This window comes from Pseudomonadota bacterium (assembly GCA_030859565.1).
GTDB lineage: Bacteria > Pseudomonadota > Gammaproteobacteria > JACCXJ01 > JACCXJ01 > USCg-Taylor.
Window position 1 is genome coordinate 1 of record JALZJW010000121.1, and the last position, 12183, is coordinate 12183.

General features: G+C 58.3%; 16 protein-coding genes and 1 pseudogene. 10 read left to right on the forward strand and 7 right to left on the reverse strand.

Annotation, left to right across the window (positions count from 1 at the left end):
• Positions 1–114: 114 nt before the first annotated feature.
• The gene (locus M3436_15690; GenBank protein MDQ3565495.1) at positions 115–393 is read left to right on the forward strand and encodes a hypothetical protein; all 279 of its coding nucleotides are present in this window, start codon (positions 115–117) and stop codon (positions 391–393) included.
• A 62-nt stretch (positions 394–455) separates the two neighbouring features.
• Positions 456–665 carry a DUF4926 domain-containing protein gene (locus M3436_15695; GenBank protein ID MDQ3565496.1) on the forward strand — a complete coding sequence of 70 codons (210 nt, stop codon included), beginning with the start codon at positions 456–458 and terminating at the stop codon, positions 663–665.
• Between the two features lie 63 nt (positions 666–728).
• Here M3436_15695 and glgC read toward each other — a convergent pair whose 3' ends face one another.
• The 3 genes from glgC to M3436_15710 all read right to left on the reverse strand — a co-directional run bounded on the left by glgC (position 729) and on the right by M3436_15710 (position 2714).
• The gene (gene glgC, locus M3436_15700) at positions 729–1997 is read right to left on the reverse strand and encodes a glucose-1-phosphate adenylyltransferase (protein MDQ3565497.1); all 1269 of its coding nucleotides are present in this window, start codon (positions 1995–1997) and stop codon (positions 729–731) included.
• A 125-nt stretch (positions 1998–2122) separates the two neighbouring features.
• Positions 2123–2458: a type II toxin-antitoxin system RelE/ParE family toxin gene (locus tag M3436_15705; protein ID MDQ3565498.1), complete on the reverse strand. Its 336-nt coding sequence runs from the start codon at positions 2456–2458 to the stop codon at positions 2123–2125.
• A complete protein-coding gene (locus tag M3436_15710; protein ID MDQ3565499.1) occupies positions 2433–2714 on the reverse strand; it encodes a type II toxin-antitoxin system Phd/YefM family antitoxin in 282 nt (93 codons plus the stop codon). Before M3436_15710 ends, M3436_15705 begins: the two co-directional genes overlap by 26 nt.
• A gap of 892 nt (positions 2715–3606) precedes the next feature.
• Between M3436_15710 and M3436_15715 the strand changes: the two genes are divergently transcribed.
• On the forward strand, positions 3607–4110 hold the full coding sequence (locus M3436_15715) for a hypothetical protein (GenBank protein MDQ3565500.1): 504 nt from the start codon (positions 3607–3609) through the stop codon (positions 4108–4110).
• A gap of 8 nt (positions 4111–4118) precedes the next feature.
• Here the strand turns inward: M3436_15715 and M3436_15720 are convergent, their stop codons facing one another.
• Positions 4119–4391 carry a hypothetical protein gene (locus M3436_15720; GenBank protein ID MDQ3565501.1) on the reverse strand — a complete coding sequence of 91 codons (273 nt, stop codon included), beginning with the start codon at positions 4389–4391 and terminating at the stop codon, positions 4119–4121.
• Between the two features lie 184 nt (positions 4392–4575).
• Here M3436_15720 and M3436_15725 point away from each other — a divergent pair, with 184 nt between their 5' ends.
• From M3436_15725 to M3436_15755, 7 genes are all read left to right on the forward strand, one after another.
• On the forward strand, positions 4576–4995 hold the full coding sequence (locus tag M3436_15725; GenBank protein ID MDQ3565502.1) for a hypothetical protein: 420 nt from the start codon (positions 4576–4578) through the stop codon (positions 4993–4995).
• Between the two features lie 166 nt (positions 4996–5161).
• Positions 5162–5353: a hypothetical protein gene (locus M3436_15730; protein ID MDQ3565503.1), complete on the forward strand. Its 192-nt coding sequence runs from the start codon at positions 5162–5164 to the stop codon at positions 5351–5353.
• 139 nt (positions 5354–5492) lie between these two features.
• The gene (locus M3436_15735) at positions 5493–6293 is read left to right on the forward strand and encodes a DUF2272 domain-containing protein (GenBank protein ID MDQ3565504.1); all 801 of its coding nucleotides are present in this window, start codon (positions 5493–5495) and stop codon (positions 6291–6293) included.
• A 325-nt stretch (positions 6294–6618) separates the two neighbouring features.
• On the forward strand, positions 6619–7701 hold the full coding sequence (locus M3436_15740) for a hypothetical protein (GenBank protein MDQ3565505.1): 1083 nt from the start codon (positions 6619–6621) through the stop codon (positions 7699–7701).
• Positions 7702–7783: 82 nt separating this feature from the next.
• Positions 7784–8860, forward strand: a complete 1077-nt coding sequence (locus tag M3436_15745; protein MDQ3565506.1) for a DUF3616 domain-containing protein — start codon at positions 7784–7786, stop codon at positions 8858–8860.
• A gap of 192 nt (positions 8861–9052) precedes the next feature.
• Complete coding sequence (locus tag M3436_15750; protein MDQ3565507.1) at positions 9053–9247, forward strand: DUF2283 domain-containing protein; 195 nt, start codon at positions 9053–9055, stop codon at positions 9245–9247.
• Positions 9248–9297: 50 nt separating this feature from the next.
• Entirely contained in the window at positions 9298–9498 is a 201-nt protein-coding gene (locus M3436_15755; GenBank protein MDQ3565508.1) for a DUF2283 domain-containing protein, read from the forward strand.
• Positions 9499–9554: 56 nt separating this feature from the next.
• Here the strand turns inward: M3436_15755 and M3436_15760 are convergent, their stop codons facing one another.
• The 3 genes and pseudogenes from M3436_15760 to M3436_15770 all read right to left on the reverse strand — a co-directional run bounded on the left by M3436_15760 (position 9555) and on the right by M3436_15770 (position 11999).
• Entirely contained in the window at positions 9555–10961 is a 1407-nt protein-coding gene (locus tag M3436_15760) for a PhoH family protein (GenBank protein MDQ3565509.1), read from the reverse strand.
• Between the two features lie 18 nt (positions 10962–10979).
• A pseudogene (locus M3436_15765) lies at positions 10980–11451 on the reverse strand (peroxiredoxin).
• An 8-nt stretch (positions 11452–11459) separates the two neighbouring features.
• Positions 11460–11999, reverse strand: coding sequence for a glycine cleavage system protein R (locus M3436_15770; GenBank protein MDQ3565510.1), 540 nt, complete (start codon positions 11997–11999; stop codon positions 11460–11462).
• Positions 12000–12183: the final 184 nt, after the last annotated feature.

Sequence of the window (12183 nt, forward strand, 5' to 3'; positions counted from 1 at the left end):
TGATTGGGCGGCTGTATTTTGAAGGGGCGAGCCGGGGGGGTACCTAAGAGAAAAAAGGGGGCTTGACAAAGCTATGACAGGGCGGAACCACCTTTTTCGATGTAACGTTAGCCTATGCGACTTCCCAATGCGGAAAAAGCAGTGGTTGAAATCGCCAAGCTTCAGGACTACTGTCTAAGCACCGGGCATCCAGAGGGGCGTCATAAGGCAGACGTATTTTATTCTGTCCTGGACCTTAGCTCCCAGGACGCAAAGGAACTACAAGTTGCGCTATTTGCGGCGGCCAGGGAAAACGAAGCGATTGCGACTGATCACGACGCCTATGGTCAACGTTATGTGGTCGATTTCGTGATGCGCCGTGGAGGTCGGGAGGCTACTGTTCGTTCCTCCTAGATCATACGGACATTGGAAAATTCTCCCCGGTTGACAAGCTGCTTTGTATTGTGAGGGTCACAATGAAACTTCTTGACGTCGTTGCACTAACAGAAGACATTCCGGAGAAACGTTTGCTACGTGGGCAGGTTGGTACGATTGTCGAGCAACTAACGCCGGGGGTCTTTGAGGTCGAATTCGCAGACATTAACGGCCGAACCTACGCATTAATTGCTCTGCCGAAAACCCGGTTGATGGTGCTGCATCACCAACCTGCCGACCGGGCAGCTTAGATTTTCCGCGGTACGTCGGAATCGAGGTAACCCGCGTGGATCAACGGGGTCAGCCCGCGTAGATCAGCGGACATGGTGGATCTCTTGGCCCAGCATGTCGGGGGTGACCAGGACCACCCCTTGGGGGCTAACGTGAAAGCACTTGCCGTCTTCTTCCAGATCCTCCCCGATGACCGTACCGTCGGGAATGCCGCAGCTCTTGTCGAGGATGGCGCGGCGGATGCGGCAATGGGAACCGATCTCGACATCGGGAAGAACGACGCACTCCTCCACCGTGGTATACGACTCGATGCGCACATTGGAAAACAAGAGTGAACGGCCCACCTGGGCCCCGGAGATGATACAGCCTCCTGACACCATGGATTCGAGCGCCGTGCCACGGCGCTGCGCTTCGTTGAACACGAATTTGGCTGGAGGCAACTGTTCCTGATAGGTCCAGATGGGCCACTGCTGGTCGTAGAGGTTGAGCTTCGGCGTCATGGCGATCAATTCCATGTTGGCGGCATAGTAAGCATCGACGGTCCCCACGTCGCGCCAGTACGCTTCGCTGCTCCCGTCCGCTTGCCGAAAGGGATAGGCGTGAACCGCATAGCGATGGATGACCGAGGGGATGAGATCTTTGCCGAAATCGTGGCTAGACCCCTCGGTATCGGCGTCCCTGATGAGCTGCTCGTAGAGAAAATCGGTATTGAAGACATAGATCCCCATGGATACGAGCGCCGCATCGGCGCAACCGGGCATTGGCTCCGGGTTCTTGGGTTTTTCCTGGAAGCGCACGACCCGGAAATGGTCATCGACCGACATGATCCCGAAGCCGCTCGCCTCGCTCAAGGGGACCTCGATGCAACCGATCGTGAGGTCGGCCTTGTGCTCGAAGTGGAAGGCCAGCATAGGCCCGTAGTCCATCTTGTAGACATGGTCGCCGGCCAGGACCAACACGTAGCTCGGTTTGTAGGTCCGGAGGATATCGATGTTTTGATACAAGGCGTCCGCGGTACCCCGATACCAGGCCTCATGGACGCGCTGAGAGGCGGGAAGGATCTCAACGAATTCCCCCAATTCCTTGTGCAAAAACCCCCAGCCGCCCTGCAGATGGCGGATGAGCGAATGGGCCTTGTACTGCGTCAGCACCCCAATGCGCCGGATCCCGGAATTCACGCAATTGGAAAGAGAAAAATCGACGATCCGGAACTTGCCTCCGAAGGGCACCGCAGGCTTTGCCCGCCAGTGGGTCAGGTCCTTCAGCCGGTCGCCGCGCCCGCCCGCCAGGATCAAGGCGAGTGTGGTGCGCGTCAGGCGGCTGACGAATCGCAGGCTGTTCTGTAGTGGCATGGATGTTTGGGACGCCTCTCTGTCAGATTATAGTGGAATTGCGGCCGCGGCATTGTTCCGCTGAACGGATGCCGAAGGCGCATGCTTCCGGACCCGCCCACGATACGCGGCATTCGGCTAACGGGTCACCGGATCAAACGCTCGAGCAGCAATGGGGCGAGATCGCGCCTGCCGTCCAGTACGCCGAGGACATAAACACTATCGACATCAAACCGGTAGATGATGCGCCAAGGCCGGACGATGATCGCTCGGTACGCGAGCACGCCGAGTTGCTTCAACTCTGGAACAAAGCGCCCGCGTTCCGGCAAGAACGCCAGGTTTTCCGCGGAATGTTCAAGCCGGTCGAGGACGGCAAGTGCGTTTTCGACGCTGTCATGGGCAATGAAACGAGCGATCTCTTCAACGTCTGTGTGTGCCGTTTCCGTCCACAGAACCTCATAGCGAGGCTTTGCCGCGCTCAAGCTCTTTCCTCAGGCTATTGAAGGCGTCGCGTTGCCCAACCACTCGATTGCGGCGAATATCGGCCTCGCCTTGCACCAGGAGCTTCAGCATGAGCAATCCCTGCTCGAGCTTGCGGAAGGAGGCTATGTCGTGCACGACCGCCGTGGCGGTGCCGTTCTGGGTCAAGACGATGGCCTCGCCGCTTTCCTTGATTCGGGCCAGCAGTTGGCTGGCCTCGCTCTTGAATTCGCTGAGACTGATGATGGATTCGCTCATAGCTATCAAATGAAGTCCGAATTCAGTCAGATCTTAGGCTTTTTGGCTGCGCGGTTCAAGTCTCGACACCTACCGGACGCGAGCGACCCAGCCGGGCGCACGCTGCACCGTGTCCAAGAACTCGTAGCCTAATGGTATGGACTCCTCCTCTTCGTTTAAGTGGTCGTTTCATAACTCCACTTTGGCACATCACGATGCCGTTTGGGAGCGGAGGAGTCCATACCATTAGGCTACGATTTCTTACCGCTTCTTCAACCAGGAGGCTAATGGGGCGCAAGACATCCTCCGGCCTTGGCGAAAGCCAGGGTCAGGGGCGAGTACCCGAACGCCAGTGAAAGCGCGGCACAGGGATGTTGCCGGCCTCGCGCGCCGAGGATGCAACACCTTACGCGAGCATCTGCCCGAAGTAGCGGAGCGGGCGCCGGGAGAGGACGAGAAGGCCGGAACCGAAGCAAAATTTTTAAACATAAACCGATCACCAGGGTACATTCAGTGAACTATTTCACTGTAGCAACCAGCGGGAGATCGTATGCTGTTAGGGGTCCACGGACCCCAGCTCAGCCGAGCGCGGAACTGCCCGTGCCGCGGCCAGGTGGCGGGTTGGGACGATCCGAACGGTAGGGCGAACGAGGTTCCCGGCTGTCGGGGGCAAAATGCGGCCTTGGATCCTCATCATCCTGTCTCCGCCGGTACGCTTAGAAAGTAGCGCGTCCCTAGATCTATACTTGATTAAAAGACTTGTTCCCGAATAACCGCGCCATGCCCTCTCGCGGAGGAATACTCGGGCACGTTCATAGGAATGCGACAGTTCCCCAAAGCCCCCAGAAAGACTGGCCGCCCCCGTCAGCGTATTGCCTGTCCGTACCGGACGCGCGTCCCGGCCGGCGCGGGGATGATCGCTCTGACCTTGTGCCTATGCGCAGGCTGCGCCGTCAACGACCGCGGCCTCGTGACCACCCGCCTCTACGAGAACGACACCGCCTATGTGCTCAGATTGGAGGCATGGGGGGGACACCTGATCACGAATACCGTAGATGCTGGCCTCACGATCGGCCGATCGCGGCGCTTGTACGTCTATCCCAAGCCGCGGCCTGCCGGTGCTCAGTTCGCCGTGCCGCCGGTCTTTCCAAGCGAGGCGGATACACGCCTGCGCGAGGTGCGGGGAACCGAGGCCCGCGCCGGCCTAGCCGCTTTGAGCGACCCTGTGGCGCTGATCAGCGAGGATGCCGGCCTGGCCCTGCACCTGAACCGGCTTCGTACCGGGGTCCTGCTCGGGGCGCGTTCCGCGAGCGCATTGCTGCTACCCCGTGACTTCAACGGTGTCCTTCTGTTCAAGTATGACTCCGAAAACAGCAACGAAACCAACGTCTACTATCTCAAGGGAGGTTACCCATGACTCGACCGTTATTGTTGTTTGGCCTGGCGCCTGCCTTGCTCGGCGGTTGTCAGGCCACCCACCTGCTCTACGTCAGCGACACGGTACTCGGTATCGATGTCGCCGCCAGCGCCGAAGGTACCGGACATCTGATCTTCGGCTACGACCGCGATACCTTTGCCCTGGTGCCGCGTAAGGAAGAGGCTCAGGCGGAGGTTCAGAACGACCGCTTCGATGCCATGAGCCTCGCGGCGGTGAGCTGTGTCTATGTCGATGGCTTGCAGGAGGTGAGGTTCAATCACTTCGTCGCGACCGGTGACTCGGCAAAGTATGTTGCCACGGTCAGACCCGAGATGCCCGCCCCCAGGATGCGGACGGGTATGCACAGATCCGGAATGCGATCTTTGGCCAGAAGACGACATTACCGAAAGATACGCCACAGAACGGTGGAGCAACGACCGACCAGACGACGAAGGAGAAGCCATCATGCGACTGATAGGGACACTGGTATTGGCATTCGCATTTACGTGGTTGACTGGGTGCAGCAACGCGCTCTATTTCTACGAGACAGAGAAGATATCCATGAGCCTCGAAGGGCGTCCGGATTCCTCTCAACCGGTGCAAGGCAGCCTTGGCCTCAAGCAGCGCGTCGCTGTCGTCGCACCGCCGAAGGATCCCGATACGATGACCAAGGCGCGGAGCGATTCAGTATCGATGATCAGCAGCTTCCGCTTCCGTAAAGACAAAGGCGGCTTCGCCGATCTGGGCCCGGTCACGATCCAAACAGCGCTCGTGACCGGTAGCGCGGCGACCGCCTTGAAGGAAACGGATGCGCAAGCGGTTGCGACGGCGCAGGTCATCGGCACGCCGATCGCTACTGAGGGGGGCTCGCGGACATCATATTGAGCAATCTAGACAGACCGGACCGAACGACCGATCGTGAAAAGCTGAAGGACCTGCTTAGAACCCGCTGCAACGCTATGACAGATGACGAGCAGAGGATTTTTGAGGATCTGACGGGTGCCGCAACGTTCACGATACCGCTTTGTGAGACCATCCTGAGGGCAATGCCATGACAAGTTACAAAACGAAGTTCATCCTGAAAAACCTGCCGATGGATCAGGGGGACGCCGATCGCTTGTCGAATGAGATCACGCTCAGCTTCGGCAGCGAAGGCTGGGAACTGGTCTCGACCGCGGTCGTCACCAATCCTGCCGGTCCCGCTGTCTTGCTGCTCACCCTACAGAAGGAGGACGCAGGTTGATGGTTTGGGAAGGCGGGGCTGCCGCGGCTCAGCGAGCCGAGCTCAACCGCTTGGCGTCACCTACGGTCGGCCGAACCGGGCCCGCGCTTCTAGCAGAGCGTCCACCGTTACTTACTGTACGATAAAGAGGAACGAGATCATGACTGATAAATTTGTCGACCTGGAAGCATTGAACATTCGTTCGGCACCCGACGCATCCACGCTAGCCAACCGAATCGGGATCTTGCATTTAGGGCAGCCTGTCAAGGAGATCGGGCCCGCCTCCGCGGCAGGTTGGGTGGAGATCGCTGCGGAACTCAACGGCGCGACCAAACGCGGTCTGGTCAAAGCCGAGATAGACGGGCTGCCGTCGTTGCGGGAACCCGTATCCCCCGCCCGGGAAGCTTTGGTTGCGGAGGCAATCAAGGAGTGGTTGCGCTTCGAAAAAGGGCAGGGTTTGGAGCACCACGATCCGTTTTTCAAATTCGTCGGCCAGATGTGGCAGGCGATCGGCCAGAATCTTGACGGCAAGGATAGGGATGTTCCCTGGTCCGCTGCTGCGATCTCTTTCATGGTCCGCCACGACGGCGCCGCCTTTCCGAAGTACAAGAATTTCAAGTTTGCGGCTGCCCATGCGCGGTACTTGCACGACTCCATCGTACAACGTAAGGCCAACAACAAGGAAGCACCGTTTTGGGGTTTTAGATTGCACGAGAACAGAGCCAAAATCGGTGACATCGTGGGCAGGTGGCGTATAACGAAGAGGGATTTCAGTGATGCCGAGAACAGTGAGGATTTCAAGAGCCACACCGATATCATCGTCAGCGTCCGCCCGGACTTTGTCCTCGCCATAGGCGGGAATGTCCGCCAATCGGTGAACATCACCCGCTACGTGAAGACCGGGGCGGGTCACCTAGCTCCCGAGAATAAGGTCTTCATCCACCTGGTGAACCAAGTGTGATGTCACAAGGGCGGCGTCCGAGGACTTGGCCTATCGCGGTCCTTGCCGCCTTCTCGGGTGGCTGTGTAGCTAATGAGCATGTGCCGGAAGGCACTGCTGTCCCCCCGGTCAAGGCAGCCTGCGACACGGAGGCCCGGCAGTTGATGGAAACCACTGCCGTTTACCCCGCTCCGAAGTCGGGTTTGGCACCCGTCGCCAACCTCGAGCAAGGACGTTATGTCTATAGGTGCGAGCAGCGCGGCGAATGGCTCGGAGTGATGTTTCCGGCTGAGGGCGAGAAGGTCGATTGTGCTGAACGGCGACCCGAACGTGCGTGCGCTCTCGGTTGGATTCGCAAGAATACAAAGATGCAATTATTCGGCTGAGTACGTCAAGTACGGGGCCGGAATGCCAAGGTAACCGAGGACAAGGCTCAGAACAGTCAGAGGAGAAACGCATGCGAATACGAAAGCGCGTTCGGCTAATTGTTGCTGCCGGGGTTATCGCCACCGCTGCATGGCCGGCCGGAGCTAGTCAATGCAATTTCAAACAGGTCTTCACGCGTCCCGACGAAAATGGCGCGGCGACCGTGAAGGTGTACGAGGCCAAGGCTGTCTCGCTGCCGAACGGCAAACGGCCCCTCCTTTTCATCACATCGCTGAAGGTCAATACAGACGGAACCAAGATTTCCTACCATCAGGACGATCCGACCGGGCGACGCTGCCAGACGGATCCGAGCGCCGTTCCGTGCGCGATCAATAACATTCGCAATGCCTACGTCGATCACCGCAGGCCGGAGTCAGATTTCACCGCGATACGCGATAACGGCTATCCCAATCCGAGGACCTGGCAGGTGCTGAGTCCCGACATCATCGAAAAGAGCGCCAACACCGGTAAGCCCTGTATCACCCCGGATGGTTACCTCGTGTCGATGACCGCCGATGTTGCCGTCGCGGGCGGCTTTAGCCGTGTCGGCGACTGCGATCAATCGAAATGGATAGACGCGCTGACCGCCCCGGCAATTGTGCTGCCCAAGAAGACACCATCCATACCGTCCCAATTCCTCAGTTTCAACGTCGACAAGCGCAGCCTTGTCGTGGCGCTCTCACAAAGTCCAATCCACCGGACCGTGTTCGGTATTGTCGGCGATTATGGTCCGGCCAAGGAAATTGGCGAGGCAAACATTGCGATGAACCGGGAGCTCAATGGTCTACCAGCCGACGATCAACCGAAACACCGGCAGGACGCCATCATTCGATTTCAGGCAGGCCGCTCAGCAATCCTCCTGTTTCCGGGGCCGGACTTCGTTCTTGATAGGCCGATCTCCGGTGCTCGGATAGCGGCCGCCGGTGCGGACGCGCTGACGAAATTCGGCGGCGCACCGAAGCTTATCGATTGTATCCACCACGAGATCGACCCGGCTTTTTGACCGGGTAGTGAGTTACTAAATGTGGGAAAGAATCTTTTGGGCAGAAAGAGGTAGCAAAACCCACTACAGATGGGAGGACGATATGCGAAAACATAAAAGGGATCTTGCCCTGCACTTTGCAATCATTTTCACTGCATTGACGGTAAGCGGCAAACTAGCTGCCGAGGCGACGCTGGGACGATTTCCACTTTGTGAAGCGTCGTCGGCTTTGCTGGTGACTTGTCCGGACGGGGATGGCGAGTGTCTTTTGGTCGGCGACAACGAACAGGGAAGGGAACTGTACCTGTTCCCCGTTCGGGACCAAAAACTCAATTCCGACGCACAACGTGCTTTTGACTTGCACCTCGGGGACGGCAAGGAGATTTCGGACATCGAGGCACTCGCAGGCATTTCGGGTGACGAGATTCTGGTTTTCGCCTCTCATAGCCGCAACACCAACTGTGAGGGCAAGCCAAAGCGCCGCCAGTTCGGTAAGGTGAGTTTATCGAAGGCACAAACGGCGGTTGTGGGCACCTTAGGATCCAAGAAGGTCACCTGCGATCACCTGTTTGGTAACCGGGCTTTGGACGCACCAATGAAGGCAGCGTGCGAAGCGATAGACACCGCTGATGCAAAGGCGACGCAGATTGACGCCGCCATGAAAGCGGGACAATTCACCGAGGATGTCGCAAAAGCCCGTTGCAATGCCGTGAGCGCCTACAATGCCGAAGGCTCTGTCGCCATCCACACCCCCAAAGGGACAGATGTGTGGATCGGGTTGCGCGCCCCGTTACTGCCAGCACACCCCTCTCAACCCGAGAAGAAACATCTGGCAATCCTGCTCCACATGAAAGATCCGACGGCCTACACGTTTGACCGCGTGGCGTTCGTGGATTTGGGCGGGCGCGGTGTACGAGACCTGTCTTCCGACGCAACGTCTATTTGGGTGATCGCCGGCCCCCCGGAAGATCGAACGGAGCCGTTTGAGCTTCGGCGTATTCCGAAGTCGGCTTTGGACGAAGCACAGGTGATCGATTCAGAGCTTATTCGTGCTGTGCCCGCGTCATCGGAAGGCTTGGCGATTTCCGGAAAAACCGCATACGTCGTTATTGATGGAGACACGGGCAAAGACGAGGTCTGCAAAGAGCCGGCTAGGTACGAGATTGTGTCCTTGCCTTAGATCGCCATTTGAAGTGACGCCATCAGGGAGAAAGAGCCACGAAGAGCTTGACCAAGTTACTTAGCAGACCTAGCAGGCCTCCTTTCCAAGACGTGCTCCAAGGTATCGGCCTGCGGCCGAGGGGTTGGTGGGTTACGCCGCAAACAGCGCGGCCAACCCACCCTACATCTAAGTCGTAGCTGGAGAAAACCTGTGGCCGAGAAAGTGAAAGTGTGGTTCGACGCGGAAGCGGATTACCTCGAAGTCCAGTTCCGCGAGGGGGCGGCCGCCCACGACGCCGTGATGGAACGGGTCGATACCCAAGGTAATGTGCTCGGGTTCAGCATCCTTGGCGTGAGCCGGTTTAGGAAGGACAAGCCACTGGAGGCGGAGCTGACTGCGACGTAATCCGACACTTCTCCCCCGCGAATGTTTGACCTGACCATGAGATGCAAGCGATGAGACTGCACGTTGACCAAGAAGCCGATGCGCTTTATCTGCGATTGGATGACTCAAAGATTGTCGAGTCGGAGGAGGTATCTCCGGGCATCGACAACCAGGTAGTGGGCGTTGAAATCCTGCACCTCTCTAGGCGTACCCCTAGTGTGAACACGGGAAAGGTGGCGTTCGAGACCGCGCCAAGCGTGGCGGCCAGGTGACCGGTTAAGGCAAACGCCTACATGGACTGGCCCTGTATGGGCCGTTTATAGGCGTTCTATAAGGCCTCGGCGGCGAAGTCCGCAAGGCGCGAGCGCTCGCCTCGGACCAGGATCACATGGCCGCCGTGGGGCCAGTTCTTGAAGCGGTCCACGACATAGGTGAGGCCGGAGGTGGTCTCTCTGAGATAGGGTGTATCGATTTGACCGATGTTGCCCAGGCACACCATCTTGGTGCCCGGCCCCGCGCGCGTGATCAAGGTCTTCATTTGTTTCGGGGTCAGGTTTTGGGCTTCGTCGATGATGACGTAGCGGTTGAGAAAGGTGCGGCCGCGCATGAAATTTAACGATCGGATCTTGATGCGTTTCTGAATCAGATCATGAGTCGCCGCCCGGCCCCACTCGCCCCCCGTTTCGGTTTGGGTAAGCACTTCGAGGTTGTCCATGAGCGCGCCCATCCAAGGGGTCATTTTTTCCTCTTCGGTGCCGGGCAAAAAGCCGATGTCCTCACCCACCGGCACCGTGACGCGAGTCATGACGATCTCGCGGTAGCCCTGGGTTTCCATGGTCTGCGCGAGGCCCGCAGCGAGTGCGAGCAAGGTCTTGCCGGTACCCGCCGTACCGAGCAGGGTCACGAAGTCCACGGCGGGATCCAGCAACAGGTTCAAGGCGAAGTTCTGCTCGCGGTTGCGGGCGGTGATTCCCCAGACTGCGTTGCGCGCAACCCGGTAATCGATGACTTGCTCGATCGTCGCTTCTTGACCTTCGATGCGCCGGACGATGGCCTCGAGGTTGCGATGATTTTGATGGCACACGAACTGATTCGGAAAGCACTGCCCGGCAAGCGGGCCGCGTACGGTATAGCGCGTGCGTCCGTTCTCCTGCCAACAAGACATCTCCTGGCCGTGCTGGTCCCAAAAATCCGCGGGCAAATCGAGCACTCCCGTGTAGAGGAGATCGACATCGTCGATCACCTGATCGCTGTGATATTCTTCGGCATGCACGCCGAGCACGCGGGCCTTGATGCGAAGGTTGATGTCCTTCGAGACCAGAACCACCGTGCGTTGCGCATGCATTTTTTGCAACTCGATCGCGGCGGCGAGGATAAAGTGATCCGCCTGGGTGCCGGGCACCGGCATCGGTAGATCCTGCGGCAGGGTGTGGGTTTGCAAGAACAAGCGGCCCCGGGGCGAGGAGAGCGCGGTAGTGTGATTCGGCTGCGGCAGCGCCAGCCCGCGCTCGATCTGGCCCCGGTCGGCGGGGCCGATTAGATCATCGAGCATGCGGCTCACCTGGCGCGCGTTGCGGGCGACCTCCGAAACCCCCTTCTTAGCGGCGTCGAGCTCTTCGAGCACGACCATGGGCAAGTAAACGTCATGCTCATCGAAACGGAACATGGCGGCGGGATCGTGCATCAACACATTGGTATCGAGCACGAACAGGCGGGGCTTGGAATCGGTGACCATCACGCCCGCGGCGATTGTTCAGCGGGTGAGAGTTTTTAGCGCCTCGAGAACCTCGGCGGCGTGTCCGGCAACCTTGACCTTGCGCCATTCGCGGCGCAACACGCCCTCGCCATCGATCAAGAAGGTGCTCCTTTCGATGCCGAAGACCTTCTTACCGTACATGTTCTTCTCCTTCATGACCCCGTATGTCTGGCACAGTCTCATCGGCGTCGGAGAGGAGGTCGAAGGGCAGGCATTGCGCCTCCTTGAAGCGCTCGTGGGAACCGAGGCTATCGCGCGAGACCCCGATGATGATCGCCGCGTGCTTCTCGAACTCCCTGGCGCGATCTCGAAAGTCCTGACTCTCTTGCGTACACCCTGGCGTATGGTCCTTGGGATAAAAATACAACACCACCTTCTTATGCCTTAGAGCTGACAGACGGAGCCGCCGGCCGCCGGTTAAGGGCAGATCGAAATCGGGCACGGGATCTCCGACGCGAATGCTCGGCATGGCGGCGCTCACTTGACCGGCTCCATTACGGCATCAAGGTTGAGTTGATCGCAAAAGTCCATGAATTCGCCGCGTAAGGCCGCGATGGAGGTATTGGTCGGCACACTGATGGTGACGTGGATGGAGAACATCGGCGTGCCGGTATGCGCCGCGGAATAGCTTCCGGTATACATTTCTTCGATATTGATATCACGGGTGGAAAAAAACTGGGCGATATCATGCACGATGCCGGGATGATCGATCGATACCACCTCCACCGCATAGGGCATCATATTGCCCAGTTTTTTACGCGCGTCGGTACGCTTGGAGCTGATCGTGAGCCCCAAGCTGTCCGCGAGCCGAGGCACCATGCTCTCGATTTTCGCAACCGCGTCCCAGGTTCCGGCAAGCAATAAAACCATCGCGAACTCGCCGCCCAGAACGGTCATCCGGCTATCCAGGATGTTACAGCCACAGTCCTTAACCGCCTTGGAAAATTGGTGAACCAGCCCCGAACGGTTGCTCCCGATCGCGGAGATGACGAGATGATTCTGTACCACGGTGGTCATCGATAAGAGTTTGGCGGATCCCGGAAGTATAGCCGAGATTGTGCATTGAAAACCCATGCAGTCTATTCCAATGCAAGATGAGTCTGAAGGGAGGGCTTATTTCTAATACAAGATGAGTCTGAAGTAAGGCGGCGACTGTTCATGATGGGAGGATGAAGACCATCATGAACGACGGACAATTAGA